General features: G+C 57.2%; 15 protein-coding genes. 7 read left to right on the forward strand and 8 right to left on the reverse strand.

Annotation, left to right across the window (positions count from 1 at the left end):
* Positions 1 to 115: 115 nt before the first annotated feature.
* The 5 genes from G6Q29_RS01060 (at position 116) to narI (ending at position 8,222) form a co-directional block, all read left to right on the forward strand.
* Complete coding sequence (locus tag G6Q29_RS01060) at positions 116 to 1,468, forward strand: NarK family nitrate/nitrite MFS transporter (RefSeq protein ID WP_165464195.1); 1,353 nt, start codon at positions 116 to 118, stop codon at positions 1,466 to 1,468.
* A 100-nt stretch (positions 1,469 to 1,568) separates the two neighbouring features.
* Complete coding sequence (locus tag G6Q29_RS01065; protein ID WP_165464196.1) at positions 1,569 to 5,309, forward strand: nitrate reductase subunit alpha; 3,741 nt, start codon at positions 1,569 to 1,571, stop codon at positions 5,307 to 5,309.
* Positions 5,306 to 6,850, forward strand: a complete 1,545-nt coding sequence (gene narH, locus G6Q29_RS01070; protein WP_003857031.1) for a nitrate reductase subunit beta — start codon at positions 5,306 to 5,308, stop codon at positions 6,848 to 6,850. The genes G6Q29_RS01065 and narH overlap by 4 nt, the downstream gene beginning before the upstream one ends.
* Positions 6,850 to 7,545: a nitrate reductase molybdenum cofactor assembly chaperone gene (gene narW / locus G6Q29_RS01075; RefSeq protein ID WP_165464197.1), complete on the forward strand. Its 696-nt coding sequence runs from the start codon at positions 6,850 to 6,852 to the stop codon at positions 7,543 to 7,545. The genes narH and narW overlap by 1 nt, the downstream gene beginning before the upstream one ends.
* Positions 7,542 to 8,222: a respiratory nitrate reductase subunit gamma gene (narI, locus tag G6Q29_RS01080; protein ID WP_165464198.1), complete on the forward strand. Its 681-nt coding sequence runs from the start codon at positions 7,542 to 7,544 to the stop codon at positions 8,220 to 8,222. Before narW ends, narI begins: the two co-directional genes overlap by 4 nt.
* A gap of 79 nt (positions 8,223 to 8,301) precedes the next feature.
* On the opposite strand, the gene nhoA is transcribed toward narI, so the two are convergent.
* Positions 8,302 to 9,147, reverse strand: coding sequence for an N-hydroxyarylamine O-acetyltransferase (nhoA, locus tag G6Q29_RS01085; protein WP_165464199.1), 846 nt, complete (start codon positions 9,145 to 9,147; stop codon positions 8,302 to 8,304).
* Between the two features lie 105 nt (positions 9,148 to 9,252).
* Between nhoA and G6Q29_RS01090 the strand changes: the two genes are divergently transcribed.
* Positions 9,253 to 9,825, forward strand: a complete 573-nt coding sequence (locus G6Q29_RS01090) for a flavin reductase family protein (RefSeq protein ID WP_165464200.1) — start codon at positions 9,253 to 9,255, stop codon at positions 9,823 to 9,825.
* 48 nt (positions 9,826 to 9,873) lie between these two features.
* On the opposite strand, the gene fusA is transcribed toward G6Q29_RS01090, so the two are convergent.
* The gene (gene fusA / locus G6Q29_RS01095; RefSeq protein WP_165464201.1) at positions 9,874 to 11,973 is read right to left on the reverse strand and encodes an elongation factor G; all 2,100 of its coding nucleotides are present in this window, start codon (positions 11,971 to 11,973) and stop codon (positions 9,874 to 9,876) included.
* 161 nt (positions 11,974 to 12,134) lie between these two features.
* Here fusA and G6Q29_RS01100 point away from each other — a divergent pair, with 161 nt between their 5' ends.
* A complete protein-coding gene (locus G6Q29_RS01100; protein WP_000612740.1) occupies positions 12,135 to 12,434 on the forward strand; it encodes an ArsR/SmtB family transcription factor in 300 nt (99 codons plus the stop codon).
* Here G6Q29_RS01100 and G6Q29_RS01105 read toward each other — a convergent pair.
* The 6 genes from G6Q29_RS01105 to G6Q29_RS01130 all read right to left on the reverse strand — a co-directional run bounded on the left by G6Q29_RS01105 (position 12,427) and on the right by G6Q29_RS01130 (position 16,985).
* Positions 12,427 to 13,068, reverse strand: coding sequence for a DNA-binding protein (locus G6Q29_RS01105; RefSeq protein ID WP_165464202.1), 642 nt, complete (start codon positions 13,066 to 13,068; stop codon positions 12,427 to 12,429). The genes G6Q29_RS01100 and G6Q29_RS01105 overlap by 8 nt on opposite strands.
* A 91-nt stretch (positions 13,069 to 13,159) precedes the next feature.
* Positions 13,160 to 14,161, reverse strand: coding sequence for a Kdo(2)-lipid IV(A) acyltransferase (locus G6Q29_RS01110; protein WP_165464203.1), 1,002 nt, complete (start codon positions 14,159 to 14,161; stop codon positions 13,160 to 13,162).
* Between the two features lie 187 nt (positions 14,162 to 14,348).
* The gene (pptA, locus tag G6Q29_RS01115) at positions 14,349 to 14,579 is read right to left on the reverse strand and encodes a tautomerase PptA (protein WP_003857012.1); all 231 of its coding nucleotides are present in this window, start codon (positions 14,577 to 14,579) and stop codon (positions 14,349 to 14,351) included.
* A 37-nt stretch (positions 14,580 to 14,616) separates the two neighbouring features.
* Positions 14,617 to 15,234 carry a glutathione S-transferase family protein gene (locus G6Q29_RS01120; RefSeq protein WP_165464204.1) on the reverse strand — a complete coding sequence of 206 codons (618 nt, stop codon included), beginning with the start codon at positions 15,232 to 15,234 and terminating at the stop codon, positions 14,617 to 14,619.
* Between the two features lie 67 nt (positions 15,235 to 15,301).
* Positions 15,302 to 16,075, reverse strand: coding sequence for an amino acid ABC transporter ATP-binding protein (locus tag G6Q29_RS01125; RefSeq protein ID WP_165464205.1), 774 nt, complete (start codon positions 16,073 to 16,075; stop codon positions 15,302 to 15,304).
* The gene (locus G6Q29_RS01130) at positions 16,059 to 16,985 is read right to left on the reverse strand and encodes an amino acid ABC transporter permease (protein ID WP_165464206.1); all 927 of its coding nucleotides are present in this window, start codon (positions 16,983 to 16,985) and stop codon (positions 16,059 to 16,061) included. Before G6Q29_RS01130 ends, G6Q29_RS01125 begins: the two co-directional genes overlap by 17 nt.
* Between the last annotated feature and the right edge of the window lie 7 nt (positions 16,986 to 16,992).

Consider the following 16,992-nt stretch of genomic DNA (forward strand, 5'->3'; position numbering starts at 1 on the left):
TTATCTATCCTTTCAGATGTATCCCATAATATCCAAAAATTTCTACAAACCACCGACAGGTATCTTTCTGTTTTTACTTCTTTTTTCTCTCCATTTTGGTAAGCAAGAGGGTGATATGTCACATCAAAGCGAGAAGAGTAATCAGCATCTGTTGAGTAACTGGAAACCGGAAAACGCGCAATTTTGGGAGAATAAAGGAAAACATATCGCACGAAGAAACCTGTGGATTTCCGTGGCGTGTTTGCTTCTCGCGTTTTGTGTCTGGATGTTGTTTAGCGCTATTGCGGTAAATCTTAATAAGGTCGGATTTAATTTCAGCACCGATCAGCTTTTTATGCTAACGGCATTACCTTCTCTCTCCGGTGCGATATTGCGCGTCCCCTACTCTTTTATGGTGCCGATATTTGGCGGACGTTACTGGACCGTGTTAAGCACCGTTATCCTGGTCGTACCCTGTGTCTGGCTTGGGATCGCCATCCAGAATACCGCCACGCCTTACTGGATCTTCATCATCATCGCGCTGCTGTGCGGTTTTGCCGGCGCCAACTTTGCTTCCAGCATGGGCAACATCAGCTTCTTCTTCCCGAAAGCCAGACAGGGCAGCGCGCTGGGCATTAACGGCGGGCTGGGTAACCTGGGCGTGAGCGTGATGCAGCTGGTTGCGCCGCTGGTGATTTTCCTGCCGATGTTTACCTTCCTTGGCGTACATGGCGTACCGCAGGAAGATGGCTCGACGATGTGGCTGGCGAACGCGGCATGGATCTGGGCGCCGCTGCTGATTCTGGCCACCATTGCGGCGTTTTTTGGCATGAACGACATCGCCAGCTCGAAAGCATCCATTGCCAGCCAGCTTCCGGTGCTTAAGCGCTTTCATCTCTGGCTGCTGAGCCTGCTTTATCTAGCAACCTTCGGCTCGTTTATCGGTTTCTCGGCAGGCTTTGCCATGCTGTCGAAAACCCAGTTTCCGGACGTTAACATCCTTCACCTCGCCTTTTTCGGTCCGCTAATTGGCGCCCTGGCGCGTTCAGCTGGCGGGATGATTTCTGACCGGCTGGGCGGCGTGCGCGTCACGCTGATCAACTTCGTTTTTATGGCCATCTTTAGCGCCCTGATATTCCTGACGCTCCCCGGGTCAGGTTCAGGCAGCTTTATCGCCTTCTATCTGGTCTTTATGGGCCTGTTTCTGACCGCAGGCCTGGGCAGCGGCTCGACCTTTCAGATGATCGCGATCATCTTCCGTCAAATCACCCTCGACCGCGTGAAAAAACAGGGCGGGAGCGACGAACAGGCGCAGCATGAAGCAGTGACCGAAACGGCTGCCGCGCTGGGCTTTATCTCTGCCATCGGTGCAGTGGGCGGATTCTTTATTCCCAAAGCCTTTGGCACCTCACTGGCGATGACCGGTTCTCCGGTGGGCGCCATGAAAGTCTTTCTCGTTTTTTACATCGTCTGCGTGCTCGTCACCTGACTGGTGTACGGCCGCAAATCCTCACAAAAATAATAACTACATTTTCGCCAGCGCGTGATGACTCACCCTCTGGCCATGCTATCGAAGCAGGAGAAATGTCATGAGCAAACTGTTGGACCGCTTCCGTTATTTCAAAACAAAAGGCGACAGTTTCGCCGAGGGGCACGGGCAGGTGTATCACACCAACCGCGACTGGGAGGACAGCTACCGTCAGCGCTGGCAATTCGACAAAATTGTACGATCTACCCACGGCGTTAACTGCACCGGTTCCTGTAGCTGGAAGATTTATGTCAAAAATGGTCTGGTGACCTGGGAAACCCAACAGACCGACTACCCACGCACCCGCCCTGACCTGCCCAACCACGAACCGCGCGGCTGCCCGCGTGGCGCGAGCTACTCCTGGTATCTTTACAGCGCCAACCGTCTCAAGTACCCGCTGGTGCGCCGCAGGCTAATTGAACTCTGGCGCGAGGCGCTGGCGCAGCATACCGATCCGGTGCTGGCATGGGACGCCATTCAGAACGATCCTCAAAAAGCACAGAGCTACAGAAAGGCGCGCGGTAAAGGCGGATTTATCCGCTCAAGCTGGAAAGAGCTAAACCAGCTGATTGCCGCCGCCAACGTCTGGACCATTAAACATTACGGTCCGGATCGCGTGGCCGGTTTTTCGCCCATTCCGGCCATGTCGATGGTCTCTTATGCCGCCGGTACACGCTATCTCTCCCTGCTCGGCGGCACCTGCCTGAGCTTCTATGACTGGTACTGCGATCTGCCTCCTGCATCGCCGATGACCTGGGGCGAGCAGACCGACGTGCCCGAGTCCGCCGACTGGTACAACTCCAGCTATATCATTGCCTGGGGCTCGAACGTGCCGCAAACGCGCACCCCGGACGCCCACTTCTTTACCGAAGTGCGTTACAAGGGCACCAAGACCGTTGCCATTACGCCGGACTTCTCGGAGGTGGCGAAGCTCAGCGACCAGTGGCTGGCCCCCAAACAGGGTACCGACAGCGCCCTTGCCATGGCGATGGGCCACGTGATCCTTAAAGAGTTCCACCTTGATAACCCGAGCGATTACTTCCTCAACTATTGCCGCCGCTACACCGACATGCCGATGCTGGTCCTGCTGGATGAACAGGCTGACGGTCGCGTGGTGCCGGGTCGCATGTTGCGCGCATCGGATCTGGCCGACGGACTGGGTGAAACTAACAATCCGGAGTGGAAAACCATCGCCTTCGACGTCGCCGGGAATCTTGTGGCGCCGAACGGTTCCATCGGCTTCCGCTGGGGTGAAAAAGGCAAATGGAACCTGGAGCCGCTGGCTGCGGGTCAGCAAACCGAGCTTACGCTGTCTCTGCTCATCACCCACGACAGCGTGGCGGACGTCGCCTTCCCGTACTTCGGCGGTAACGAGAACCCGCATTTCCGCAGCGTGAAGCAGGAGCCGGTGCTGACGCGCCGCGTACCGAGTAAAACCCTGACGCTGGCTGACGGCAGCCAGAGACGAGTGGTCAGCGTGTATGATCTGGTGCTGGCGAACTACGGCCTCGATCGCGGGCTTGAAGACAGCAACGCTGCGTTAAATTACGCCGAGATAAAAGCCTATACTCCGGCCTGGGGCGAACAAATTACCGGCGTGCCCGCGTACCTGATTGAAAAAATCGCCCGCGAGTTTGCCGACACGGCGCATAAAACCCACGGTCGCTCGATGATTATCCTCGGTGCGGGTGTGAACCACTGGTACCACATGGACATGAACTACCGCGGGATGATCAACATGCTGGTCTTCTGCGGCTGCGTCGGGCAGAGCGGTGGCGGCTGGTCCCACTATGTGGGCCAGGAGAAGCTGCGGCCGCAAACTGGCTGGCTGCCGCTGGCCTTCGCGCTGGACTGGAACCGCCCGCCGCGCCAGATGAACAGCACGTCATACTTCTACAATCACGCCAGCCAGTGGCGCTATGAGAAGCTGACCGCGCAGGAATTGCTTTCTCCCCTTGCAGACGCGACGAAATTCACCGGACACCTGATTGATTTCAACGTGCGCGCCGAGCGCATGGGCTGGCTCCCCTCGGCCCCACAGCTCAACCTGAATCCGCTGCACGTGAAAGCCCGCGCCGACGCCGCCGGGATGTCGCCGCAGGACTATACCGTTCAGGCGTTAAAATCGGGTGATATTCGCTTCGCCTGCGAACAGCCGGACAACGGCAAGAACCACCCGCGCAACCTGTTTGTCTGGCGTTCTAACCTGCTTGGCTCATCCGGGAAAGGCCATGAGTACATGCTGAAATACCTGCTCGGCACCGAGAGCGGCATTCAGGGTGAAGATTTGGGTTCAACGGACGACGTGAAGCCTGAAGAGGTCGAATGGCAAACCGCCGCCATTGAGGGCAAGCTGGATCTGCTGGTGACGCTTGATTTCCGCATGTCCAGCACCTGCCTGTTCTCCGATATCGTTCTCCCGACCGCAACCTGGTATGAAAAAGACGATATGAATACCTCGGACATGCATCCGTTTATTCACCCACTTTCCGCTGCCGTTGACCCGGCATGGGAGTCCCGCAGCGACTGGGAGATCTACAAGGGCATCGCCAAAGTGTTCTCTGAAGTGTGCGTCGGGCATCTCGGCACCGAAACTGACGTGGTGCTACAGCCGCTACAGCATGACTCCCCGGGGGAGCTGTCGCAGCCTTTTGATATTCTGGACTGGCGCAAAGGCGAGTGCGATCTGATCCCCGGCAAAACGGCACCGAACATCGCCGTGGTCGAGCGTAACTATCCGGAAACCTACGAGCGTTTTACGGCCCTTGGGCCGCTGCTGGACAAGCTCGGCAACGGCGGAAAAGGCATATCGTGGAACACCCAGAATGAGGTCGATTTCCTCGGCAAGCTCAACTACGTCAAGCCTGACGGCCCGGCGAAAGGCCGTCCGCGCATCGAGACCGCCATTGACGCTTCAGAGGTGATCCTCGCTCTTGCGCCGGAAACTAACGGTCAGGTCGCGGTCAAAGCCTGGGAAGCCCTCGGCGAACTGACCGGGCGCGATCACACTCATCTGGCGCTGAATAAAGAAGACGAGAAAATCCGCTTCCGCGATATTCAGGCGCAGCCGCGAAAAATTATCTCCAGCCCGACGTGGTCCGGCCTTGAGAGCGAGCACGTCTCCTATAACGCAGGCTATACCAACGTTCACGAGCTGATCCCGTGGCGCACGATTTCGGGCCGCCAGCAGCTGTATCAGGATCATGCCTGGATGCGCGCCTTTGGGGAGAGTCTGGTGGCCTATCGTCCACCGATTGACACCCGCAGCGTCACCCATATGCGCGAAATCCCGCCGAACGGCTTCCCGGAAAAAGCGCTTAACTTCCTGACGCCGCACCAGAAATGGGGCATTCACTCCACCTACAGCGAAAACCTGCTGATGCAAACCCTGTCGCGCGGGGGGCCAATCGTCTGGATCAGCGAAACAGACGCGCGCGAACTGGGCATTGAGGACAACGACTGGATAGAAGCCTTTAACGCCAACGGCGCCCTCACCGCCCGCGCGGTGGTCAGCCAGCGCGTTCCGCCGGGCATGACCATGATGTACCACGCTCAGGAGCGCATTCTGAACATTCCGGGGTCAGAAGTGACCGGACGGCGCGGCGGGATCCACAACTCGGTCACCCGCGTCTGCCCGAAACCGACCCACATGATCGGCGGCTACGCGCAGCTGGCGTACAGTTTCAACTATTACGGCACCGTCGGCTCGAACCGCGATGAGTTCATCATGATCCGTAAAATGAAAAACATTAACTGGCTGGACGGCGAAGGTCGGGATCAGGTACAGGAGGCGAAAAAATGAAAATACGCTCACAGGTTGGCATGGTTCTGAATCTCGATAAATGCATTGGCTGCCACACCTGCTCGGTCACCTGTAAAAACGTCTGGACCGGGCGCGAAGGGATGGAGTACGCGTGGTTTAATAACGTCGAAACCAAACCGGGCATCGGCTATCCGAAAAACTGGGAAGATCAGGATGAGTGGCAAGGCGGCTGGATCCGCGGTATTCACGGCAAGTTGACCCCGCGCCTCGGCGGCAAAATGGGCGTCCTGTCGAAGATTTTCGCCAACCCTGTTTTGCCGCAGATTGACGATTACTATGAACCCTTCACCTTTGACTATCAGGATCTGCACCGCGCGCCGGAGGGGGATCATCTTCCTACCGCCCGCCCCCGCTCGCTGATTGACGGTAAGCGAATGGACAAAATCGTCTGGGGACCAAACTGGGAGGAGCTGCTGGGCGGCGAGTTCGAAAAACGCGCCCGCGACCGCAACTTCCAGAAGATCCAGAAAGAGATGTACGGCCAGTTCGAAAACACCTTCATGATGTATCTGCCGCGCCTGTGCGAACACTGCCTGAACCCGAGCTGCGTCGCCACCTGCCCGAGCGGTGCAATTTATAAGCGTGAAGAGGACGGCATTGTGCTGATCGACCAGGACAAATGCCGCGGCTGGCGTCTGTGCATCAGCGGCTGCCCGTACAAGAAAATCTATTTCAACTGGAAAAGCGGCAAATCAGAAAAATGCATCTTCTGCTACCCGCGTATCGAGTCCGGTCAGCCGACCGTCTGCTCGGAAACCTGCGTCGGACGCATCCGCTATCTCGGGGTGCTGCTGTACGATGCGGACCGTATCGAGGAGGCAGCCAGCACCGAGCATGAGACCGACCTGTACGAGCGCCAGTGCGACGTATTCCTCAACCCGAACGATCCGGCGGTGATTGAGGAAGCGCTGAAGCAAGGTATTCCACAGAACGTCATCGACGCGGCGCAGCGTTCCCCGGTTTACAAAATGGCGATGGACTGGAAGCTCGCCCTGCCGCTACACCCGGAATACCGCACCCTGCCAATGGTGTGGTACGTGCCGCCGCTGTCACCGATTCAGTCCTACGCGGACGCGGGTGGTCTCCCGCAGAGCGACGGCGTTCTGCCTGCCGTGGAAAGCCTGCGTATTCCAGTGCAGTATCTGGCCAACATGCTCAGCGCGGGCGATACCGGGCCGGTGCTGCGCGCCCTTAAGCGCATGATGGCGATGCGCCATTACAAACGTTCCCAGACCGTGGAAGGCGTGACCGATACCCGCGCCATTGAAGAAGTGGGCCTGACCGAAGCGCAGGTTGAAGAGATGTATCGTTATCTGGCCATTGCCAATTACGAAGATCGCTTCGTGATCCCGACCAGCCACCGCGAAATGGCGCGCGACGCCTTCCCGGAGAAAAACGGCTGCGGCTTCACCTTTGGCGACGGCTGCCACGGCTCCGACACCAAATTCAACCTCTTCAACAGCAGCCGCATCGACGCGATCAACATCACCGAAGTGCGCGATCATGGGGAGGGAGAGTAATGCAAATCCTCAAAATCATCGCACTGCTGATTGAGTATCCCGATGAGCTGCTGTGGGAAAACCGTGAAGAAGCGCTTTCCCTGGTGGAACAGGGCGCGCCCATGCTGCTGCCGTTTGCGCAGCAGCACCTGAGCGCCCCGCTGCTGGATAAGCAGGCCGAATGGTGTGAAGTCTTCGAGCGGGGGCGCGCAACGTCGCTATTGCTGTTCGAGCACGTTCACGCAGAGTCCCGCGATCGCGGTCAGGCGATGGTCGATCTCATGAGTCAGTATGAGAAAGCGGGCCTCCAGCTTGACTGCCGCGAGCTACCAGACTATCTGCCGCTCTATCTGGAATATCTCAGTATTGTCAGCGACGACGAGGCGCGTGAAGGGCTGCAAAACGTCGCGCCGATCCTGGCGCTGATTGGCGGCCGGCTGAAACAGCGTGAGGTAGCGCATTACCAGCTGTTTGACGCCCTGCTGACGCTGGCCGGAACGCGCCTTTCCAGCGACAGCGTGGCGAAGCAGGTATCCGGTGAAAAACGGGATGATACCCGTCAGGCGCTGGACGCCGTGTGGGAAGAGGAACAGGTGAAATTTATCGAAGACAACGCCACATCGTGCGACAGCTCGCCGATGCAGCAATATCAACGACGCTTTAGCCAGGACGTCGCGCCCCAGTACGTGGACGTCAGCGCCGGAGGCCCAAAATGACACATTACCTGAACGTGTTTTTCTACGACATTTATCCCTACATCTGCGCCACCGTATTTTTCCTCGGCAGCTGGTTGCGCTACGACTACGGGCAGTACACGTGGCGCGCCTCGTCGAGCCAGATGCTCAGCAAACGCGGGATGAACTGGGCCTCAAACCTGTTTCATATCGGCATTCTGGGGATCTTCTTCGGGCACCTGTTCGGCATGTTAACCCCGCACTGGATGTACGCCTGGTTTTTACCCATCGCGGTTAAACAGCAGTTAGCCATGATTGCGGGGGGCATTTGCGGGGTGCTGACGCTGATTGGCGGCTCGATGCTGCTGATCCGCCGCCTGTTCAACCAGCGGGTGCGTGCCACATCCACCACGCCGGATATTATCATCATGAGTATCCTGCTGCTTCAGTGCATCCTTGGGCTGTCGACCATTCCTTTCTCCGCCCAGTATCCTGACGGAAGCGAGATGATGAAGCTGGTCGGCTGGGCGCAGGGGATCGTGACGTTCAGGGGCGGCTCGTCGGAGATGCTGAGCGGCGTCGCGCCAATCTTCCGCGTACATCTGGTGCTGGGGATGACGATCTTCCTTATCTTCCCGTTCACCCGACTGGTGCACGTGTGGAGCGCGCCGTTTGAGTACTTCACCCGTCGGTATCAGGTAGTGAGATCGCGCCGTTGATTTTGTCGGGTGGCGGCTACGCCTTACCCGGCCTGTGTTCACACCTCCATAGGCCCGGTGAGGCGAAACCGCCGCCGGGCTATTTCCCTGCCTGCGGATGCGTATCAAACCCTGCCATCACGGCCGACAGCTCGGCCAGGGTGAAGCCGTGCTTCGGGTCGTCAACGCCCAGGCCAAATCGCTCCTGCATCAGTTGATATAGCGCCTCCGCATCCGGCAAATGGATCTGCTCCTCCACATGACCATTCTGCCAGTGGGTGAAATTAAAGTTGGTCAGCGTCAGCTTGCCCCCTTCAGGCAGATGGCGGCACATCAGGAGATGATGACGAAAATGGGACTGCGGCCAGTGCGCCGACCAGAAATTTCCCATCACGTAATCGTTAAAGTACTGGGTCGTCAGGTCGAAATGGTACATCGACTGCCAGTGCTCGTGATGGCGGAATTGCAGCACCCAGTCGTTACCCTCGCTCAGCAAACGATAACTCCCGTGCGGGGTTTCCTGCTCCTCGTTGGCGAGCAAACGAATCGGCGCCGTCAGCGTTTGTCCACCAAATCCCACATCGGCGATCCAGCGCTCGCCGTACAGCTCAACCAGCAGCAACCGGTGCGTGCGTGGCGGCATCTGCGACGGATTAGCCAGCACGACCCGCCCCAGCACGCTGCGCACCGTAAACCCGACTTCGCGCAACACCCGCTCAAACAGGCCGTTTTGCTCGAAGCAATATCCCCCCCGCCGCGCGGTGACCAGTTTATCCACCAGACACCCGTCGTCCAGATGGATTTCCCGCGGCAAAACGACGTCGATATTTTCGAAAGGGATCGCGCAGTTATGGTGTAAATGCAGCTCCCGCAGGGTATCGATATCAACCTGTACGGGCCGCTGCCAGCCCGTGCGGGCGAAATAAGCACTCAGAAATGGGGACATGATTTGCTCCAGAATGTGATATCCCCTGTTTATAAACTATTTTCCCTTATGCATATGCGCAAAAGTGCTTTTTCGTCATACTCATCGTGTACATGAGGAGATCCTATGAACCACTTTCGCCCTGTTGAATTACGTCATGCCAGTCGTCTTCTGAATCACGGTCCAACCGTGCTCATCACCAGCCGGGATGAGACCATCGATCGCCGCAACGTCATGGCCGCCGCATGGTCTATGCCGGTGGAATTTGAACCCCCGCGTATCGCGATTGTGGTAGACAAAAGCGCGTGGTCACGGGAGCTGATCGAGCGCAGCGGGAAATTCGGCATTGTGATCCCCGGGGTGACGGCAGCCAACTGGACCTGGGCGGTCGGAAGCGTCAGCGGGCGCGACGAGGATAAATTTAACTGCTACGGTATCCCGGTCATTTATGGTCCTGAACTTGGCCTGCCGGTTATAGAAGATAAATGTCTGGCGTGGATGGAGTGTCGGTTATTACCTGTCACTTCTGCGGCAGAAAAATATGACACCCTGTTTGGGGAGGTCGTTTCCGCCGCGGCAGATGAGCGCGCATTTGTCGCCGGACGCTGGCAGTTTGACGGGGATAAGCTGAATACGCTGCATCATCTGGGGGCGGGCACGTTTGTCGCGAGCGGGAAAATGGTGAAGGCGCTGGATTAACGCACCTCAAATAAGAAAAGCCCTCTTCCTCAGGAAGAGGGCTTTTTATTACTTCACACGCTTCGCAATGATCTCATCCGCCACATTCCGCGGCGCTTCCGCAAAATGATTGAATTCCATCGTATACGTCGCGCGTCCCTGGGACATCGAGCGCAGCGTGGTGGCGTAGCCAAACATCTCAGCCAGCGGGACGTCAGCGCGAATAATCTGGCTGCCGTACTGCTCTGCCATCCCCTGCACCAGGCCGCGACGGGAGGAGAGATCGCCCATAATGTTCCCGGCATACTCTTCCGGCGTTTCCACCTCAACGTGCATGACCGGCTCGAGAATCACCGGGTCCGCCCGCCGTGCGCCCTCTTTGAAGCCGAGGATCGCCGCCATGCGGAAGGCCATCTCCGAGGAGTCAACGTCATGGTAGGAACCAAACGTCAGGGTCGCTTTCACATCGACAACCGGATAGCCCGCCAGCACCCCCGTATTCATGGCTTCTCGCAAGCCTTTTTCCACCGACGGGATGTACTCCCGCGGCACTACCCCGCCTTTCGTGGCATCTTCAAATACGAAACCACTTCCGGCGGCTAACGGCTCAAGGCTCAGGACCACATGACCGTACTGCCCTTTCCCGCCGGACTGTCGGACAAATTTACCTTCAATATCCTTCACCGCTTTACGCAGGGTTTCACGGTAGGTGACCTGCGGACGACCAATGTTCGCCTCAACGCCAAACTCGCGCTTCATGCGGTCGACGATAATTTCCAGATGCAGCTCTCCCATCCCGGAGATAATCGTCTGACCGGACTCTTCGTCCGTGTGCAGGCGGAACGACGGATCCTCCGCCGCCAGGCGCTGTAGGGCGATCCCCATTTTCTCCTGATCGGCCTTGGTTTTCGGCTCAATCGCCAGTGAAATAACCGGGTCCGGGAACTCCATCCGTTCAAGGGTGATCACCGCATTCGGGTCAGTCAGCGTGTCACCAGTGGTGACGTCTTTCAGCCCGACACAGGCTGCGATATCCCCTGCGCGCAGCTCGTCCACCTCATGGCGATCGTTGGCATGCATCAGCACGATGCGCCCGATACGCTCTTTCTTGCCCTTCACCGGGTTGTACACCGCGTCGCCTTTGCGCAGTATGCCGGAATAGACGCGGATAAAGGTCAGCTGGCCGACGTACGGATCGCTCATCAGCTTGAAGGCCAGCGCCGAGAACGGTTCATCATCGCTTGGGTGGCGTTCAGCGTGCTGCCCGTCTTCGTCAACCCCATCAATAGCGGGCACGTCTAGCGGAGACGGCATCAATTCAATTACCGCGTCGAGCATGCGCTGCACGCCCTTGTTCTTGAAAGCGCTGCCGCACAGCATGGGCTGTATTTCACCGGAGATAGTCCGGATCCGCAGCCCCTGGATGATTTCCGCTTCATCCAGTTCGCCCGTCTCAAGGTACTTATCCATAAGCTCATCGCTGGCCTCTGCCGCAGACGAGACCATTTTTTCTCGCCACGTACGGGCGGTGCTCAGCAGATCGTCAGGCACTGGCGCATAGCTAAACGCCATGCCCTGCGTCGCATCATCCCACACAATGGTGCGCATCCTGATGAGATCCACCACGCCGGTGAAGTGTTCTTCTGCCCCCACGGGGATCACAATCGGGACCGGATTGGCTTTCAGCCGCTCCTGCATCATCCGCACCACGCGGAAGAAATCCGCGCCCGGGCGGTCCATTTTGTTGACGAATGCCAGCCGCGGGACGTGATATTTATTCGCCTGACGCCAGACGGTTTCCGACTGCGGCTGCACGCCACCGACGGAGTCATAGACCATCACCGCGCCGTCGAGCACACGCATGGAACGTTCCACCTCAATGGTAAAATCCACGTGCCCGGGGGTGTCGATAATATTAATGCGATGCGGTTCAAAGCCTCTGTCCATACCGGGCCAGAAACAGCTTACCGCCGCCGACGTAATGGTGATCCCGCGCTCCTGCTCCTGCGCCATCCAGTCGGTGGTTGCCGCGCCATCGTGTACTTCACCCAGCTTGTGGCTCATCCCGGTGTAAAACAGGATTCGCTCAGTGGTGGTTGTTTTGCCCGCATCGATATGCGCGGAGATACCGATGTTGCGATAACGTTCGAGTGGAATGGGTCGGGGCATGATATTTCCTTAAGTCTTCATGACTGGTGTGTGACGACCGGGATGGTCGCGTGTTCGTTCGTTTGTTATAATAGTCCCATTGTACGAGTATTATCGAACTATTTTTTAACGGTTGACCTATTGTTGATATAGCTCAATCTCACGCGAGACGCAGGAAAACGATGATCCCAAACCACCCGGAACCTGAACAAATAGTGCTGGAAAATGTGCTGTTCGCCCTCGGTAATCCGCTTCGATTAGCGATTATTCGCAGGCTGGCCGACGGCAGCGAACTGAGCTGTAACGCGCTGCGCCCGGAAGAGGTGGTGAAATCAACTATGACTCACCACTGGCGCGTGCTGCGCGACAGCGGCGTGATCTGGCAGCGCCCGCAGGGGCGAGAGAATATGATCTCACTGAGAAGAGAGGATTTGGACGCCCGCTTTCCGGGGCTGCTGGCGATCTTGCTCCAGGCTAAGTAGCGGCAGCGTCCTCAAGACGATAAACCGGAATGCGCCGTGTTGTTCCGGTAAGGGTGTCGAACACCTCCGTATCGGACGTCACTATTCTCATCCCGGTCTTCCTCAACCGCTGCACGTCGGCGGCTATGCGCTGGAGGCCAAACCAGAAAAGCCCGTCAAGCGCGGTGACCGCAAGCCCCTGTTCCAGCGCCAGCTGGAGGCGCTCGCGGGGGGCTTTCACCTGCTGAGCGATTTGCCGGTAAGGCACTTCCGATCCGCCTGACGCATCGATTCGCTGAATACGGGTCTTCAGGTGATAGGAAAACGCATCGGGAATGCCGTTCAAATCCCGTTTCAGGCTGTAGACGCAGCCAAACCGCTTGCCGTTGAACAGAACATTTTTTTGACTGAGCTGAAACTCATTTCTGATGCCATCAATCAGCTGCGGTGCACGGGTTAGAAGTAACCGGAAGGGAAGCTCAAAGCTGGTCACATAATCCACGTTCAGCAGCGCGAGACGCAGCCGCTCTTCTGCCCCGGATTTCTGATCATGACACTCACTCATCACTTCGGCCCACTGGCGCGTCAGACGTTCCGGCTCGCCGGCTTCGGTGAGAAGGTATTTTTCCAGATGATAATCGACTCTTCCGGTCATGTGGGGCATCCCGTCAATATGGATGCGGTAATTCTATCCAGCGCGGGCGGATTTATAAAGGGCGGAGCGCACCGGCATCCGCCCTGACGGACTACTGCTGGATACTCGACCGGTCCGACATATCGCTGGCAGATAAGGTTCTTGCAGTAGACGCGACCTGTTTTTTGCGTTTATACCGGTCCGGCTGGCCTTCGGGGCGGGTTTTGAACCGGCGATGCAGCCACATATATTGCTCGGGCGCCATCATCACGGCGCGCTCAATCGCTCTGTTCATTTGCGTGGCCACCGACGCTTTGTCGCCCCCCTGCAAGGTATCGCTAATATCTTCCAGAATAATCAGCTCATACCCTGTGCCGTCTGCTTTTCTGCGCGGTACAAACGGGATCACGGCCGGTCTGGCACTTTTTACCAGCATGTAGCTCCCGGCGGTTGTCGCGGCGTCCGGGACGGCAAAAAACGGCACAAACACGCTATTCGTTTTGCCATAGTCGTGGTCCGGGGCATACCACAGGATCTCGTTTTGCTTCAGCGCGCGGATCATGCCCTTCAGGTCATAGCGGTCAAGCATGGTTTTATTGGAACGCAGACGACCGCGCGTTTGCAGCCAGTCGAGCAACGCATTATTGTTGGGACGATACACACCAATACCCGCGTTGAGCATGCCAAAGATGCGTGCGCCTAATTCCAGCGTGAGAAAATGCATGCCAATGAGCACCACGCCCCTTCCTTGCGCCCGCGCCTGTTCCATATGTTCGTAGCCGGTCACGCTAAAGTGTTTCCGCACGCGCCAGTCGGGCCAGAACCACGCAATCCCCGTTTCGATGACGCCCATTCCAACCGATTCAAAATTACGCTCAAGCAGTCGCTCGCGCTCATCCTCGTTCATCTCCGGAAAACAAAGTTCAAGGTTACGTCTGGCAATGTCCACGCGGCGTAGAAGCAGACGCATGGCCAGACGCCCAAGCCCGTGACCTGTTTTCAACAGCAGCGGGTACGGAAGCTGAACCGTGCACCAGAGCGCGGCAATGCCTGCCCAGCTGAGCCAGTAACGGGGATGAATAAAGGCGAGTGAAAACTGAGGTAATTTTGTCATGGAAAAAATTATCCTTTTACTAATTTGTACTTAATCTGGTGCAGTTGCAGTGCTTACCTGCTGATTTAACGAATATTGCTCGGAAGGATGAATTGTAGCGGAATAGTGATGGTTTTTATTATCGATTTTTGCGAAAGGGAATAAAAGCGGAGAGCGCCGGGTGATATTGCACCACCCGGCAGGCAAGTTACATCGAATAGCCTGGCTTCTTAATCAGTTCATCCAGTTTCGGGCCGATCTCGGTATCCCAGACCTGCGCCTTCCAGTCAGCTTCCTGAACCTCCTGAAGCGCCACGGAGATTGAGCGATCTTTGCTGTTCAGGTGACGGGCGATCGCTTCGGCGATATCCGCCGCCAGAGCCGTTTTTTGTTCGTCAGTAAGATCGCGCGGAAAACATTTAATATCAACGTGTGGCATGTACAGGCCTCCATTTACAGGTGAGCGTTCCACGTTATCAGATTATATCGTTAGCTTTTAGCACCTTGTGCAGTTCCGGCAGCGCGCAGACGGCATCCGCGACGGCGGTAATGTTTGGCGTGTTGGTGGCAAACCACTCATGACGTGGCCCCCAGGTACGTGCGACGGCGATATAGACGTCAAGCAGCGTCAGCTGTTGGCCAAACGCAAAAGGCGAGGCGATGAGCTGGCTGTCGAACCACAGATAGAGCGATTTTCGGTACTCAATGCAGTTTTTCTTCAGCTGTTCCGGGGCATCAGGCACCCAGCGTTCGGGGTAGTCTGCATACGTAAACGTGGGATAGACGTTTGCCACAAACCAGATGAGCAGACGCTGAAACTGCTGGCGCTCGGCCTGCCCGACGGGCGGCGCGAGATCGGGACGTCTGTCGAGCACCATAAGGGCGATCGCCGCGCTTTCCGTCACGATCGCCCCGTTTTCCAGCTCCAGCGTCGGCACCTGGCACAGCGGGTTCAGTTTCAACAGCAATTCGCGCTGCGGGCCGGGCTGGTCAAACCCGTCCACGTTGACGAACTGATACGGGATGTCTGCCAAAGTCAGCATCACTTCACTGATTGCCGACCCCCAGCCGGGTACGCCATAGAGTTTGATCATGTTGCCCCCTCAGGGATGAAAACCCTAAGTGTAGAGCAGCATGACCATGTTATCCCAGGCGGGAAAACTACAATACTTTCGACAAAAACTGGCGCGTTCGCGGATGTGACGGTCGGTTTAACACGTCGTCGCTGCTGCCCTGCTCCACAATTTTACCGTCGACCATAAATACCACCTGGTCCGCCACTTCCCGGGCAAAGCCGATCTCATGGGTGACCACCACCAGCGTAGTGCCGGAACGGGCGAGCTTTTTAATCACGTCCAGCACTTCGCCAACCAGTTCCGGATCCAGCGCCGAGGTGGGTTCATCGAACAGCATCACGCGCGGGCGCAGCGCCAGCGCGCGGGCAATGGCGATTCGCTGCTGTTGGCCGCCGGAGAGGTGACGTGACCAGGCATTGGCTTTATCGCGCAGGCCTACCACATCCAGCAGGCTGTAGGCGTTTTCAACAGCCTCTTTTTTACTGAACTTTTTATGCGCGATGGGTGCTTCAATCAGGTTTTCCAGCACCGTGAGATGCGGAAAAAGATTGAAGTTCTGAAACACGTACCCAACGTTGACGCGCTGCTTGAGGATCTCTTTCTCTTTGAGCTCGTAGAGTTTGTCACCCTGACGGCGATAGCCGATGTAATCCCCGTCAATCTGAATAAAGCCTTCGTCTACGCGCTCCAGATGGTTAATGGTGCGCAGCAGCGTCGATTTTCCCGACCCTGAGGGGCCGAGGATCACCGTCACGGAGCCCGGTGGGATCTCAAGCGTGACGTTATCAAGCGCTTTATGTCGGCCAAAAAACTTACTGACGCCGGTAATGGAAATGTGTCCTTCAGGAGAGGCTTGCATGAACAGGCTCCTGTGCTGGCGAAGTGGTGACGGAACGCGCGCGACTGGTCGCCCGGTTGTGGTTTACGGCGGAGCGGCGCTCGCTGCGGGCGAGTCCACGCTCAATAACATGCTGGATGGCTGACAGTACGGTGGTGATCGCCAGATACCAGACGGCCCCCACCATCAACAGCGGGATCACCTCCTGAGTGCGGTTGTAGATCATCTGGATTGTGTAGAACAGTTCCGGCATCGCCAGCACGTAAACCATCGCCGTCCCTTTGGCGAGGCTGATGATTTCGTTAAACCCGGACGGCAGGATGGCGCGCAGCGCCTGCGGGAGAATAATGCGCACGGTGCGACGCCATGCCGGCAGACCCAGCGCAGCGGCCGCCTCATACTGACCGTGGTCGACCCCAAGAAATCCCCCGCGAATGATCTCCGCGGTATAAGCGCTCTGCACCAGCGTCAGCCCCACGATGGCGGTAGAAAACTGCCCGAGCACGTTTATGGTATCAAAGCGGCCCCAGGTAATGCCGGTAAAAGGTACGCCGAGGGAGAGCGTGTCGTAGAGATAGGAGAAGTTATAGAGGATAATCAGCACCACGATCAGCGGCAGCGATCGGAACAGCCAGTTGTAACCCCATGCCAGGCTGCTCAACAGCCATGATGACGAGAGCCTCGCCAGCGCCAGCATGCCGCCAATCACCACGCTCAGTACGGTAGCAATCAACGTCAGCAACAGCGTCTGGCTCACGCCTGCGAGGATCACCGGATCAAAAAACCAGCGGGCAAATACCGCCCACTCCCAGCGCGGATTAAAGGCCACGGACTGGATCACGACCGCCAGCACAAACAGCGCCACCACGGCGCCAGCAGCGCGCAGCGGATAACGTGCCGGGACCACTTTTATGGTTTCAACGTTGCTCATCGTCGCT

Source organism: Enterobacter cloacae, from assembly GCF_011078175.1.
In the GTDB taxonomy this organism is placed as follows: Bacteria; Pseudomonadota; Gammaproteobacteria; order Enterobacterales; family Enterobacteriaceae; genus Enterobacter; species Enterobacter cloacae_Q.

Coding starts and splice junctions, on each gene's coding strand:
- G6Q29_RS01060 (WP_165464195.1), top strand. CDS start 116: ATGTCACATCAAAGCGAGAAGAGTAATCAGCATCTGTTGAGTAACTGG.
- G6Q29_RS01065 (WP_165464196.1), top strand. CDS start 1,569: ATGAGCAAACTGTTGGACCGCTTCCGTTATTTCAAAACAAAAGGCGAC.
- narH (WP_003857031.1), top strand. CDS start 5,306: ATGAAAATACGCTCACAGGTTGGCATGGTTCTGAATCTCGATAAATGC.
- narW (WP_165464197.1), top strand. CDS start 6,850: ATGCAAATCCTCAAAATCATCGCACTGCTGATTGAGTATCCCGATGAG.
- narI (WP_165464198.1), top strand. CDS start 7,542: ATGACACATTACCTGAACGTGTTTTTCTACGACATTTATCCCTACATC.
- nhoA (WP_165464199.1), bottom strand. CDS start 9,147: ATGTCCCCATTTCTGAGTGCTTATTTCGCCCGCACGGGCTGGCAGCGG.
- G6Q29_RS01090 (WP_165464200.1), top strand. CDS start 9,253: ATGAACCACTTTCGCCCTGTTGAATTACGTCATGCCAGTCGTCTTCTG.
- fusA (WP_165464201.1), bottom strand. CDS start 11,973: ATGCCCCGACCCATTCCACTCGAACGTTATCGCAACATCGGTATCTCC.
- G6Q29_RS01100 (WP_000612740.1), top strand. CDS start 12,135: ATGATCCCAAACCACCCGGAACCTGAACAAATAGTGCTGGAAAATGTG.
- G6Q29_RS01105 (WP_165464202.1), bottom strand. CDS start 13,068: ATGACCGGAAGAGTCGATTATCATCTGGAAAAATACCTTCTCACCGAA.
- G6Q29_RS01110 (WP_165464203.1), bottom strand. CDS start 14,161: ATGACAAAATTACCTCAGTTTTCACTCGCCTTTATTCATCCCCGTTAC.
- pptA (WP_003857012.1), bottom strand. CDS start 14,579: ATGCCACACGTTGATATTAAATGTTTTCCGCGCGATCTTACTGACGAA.
- G6Q29_RS01120 (WP_165464204.1), bottom strand. CDS start 15,234: ATGATCAAACTCTATGGCGTACCCGGCTGGGGGTCGGCAATCAGTGAA.
- G6Q29_RS01125 (WP_165464205.1), bottom strand. CDS start 16,075: ATGCAAGCCTCTCCTGAAGGACACATTTCCATTACCGGCGTCAGTAAG.
- G6Q29_RS01130 (WP_165464206.1), bottom strand. CDS start 16,985: ATGAGCAACGTTGAAACCATAAAAGTGGTCCCGGCACGTTATCCGCTG.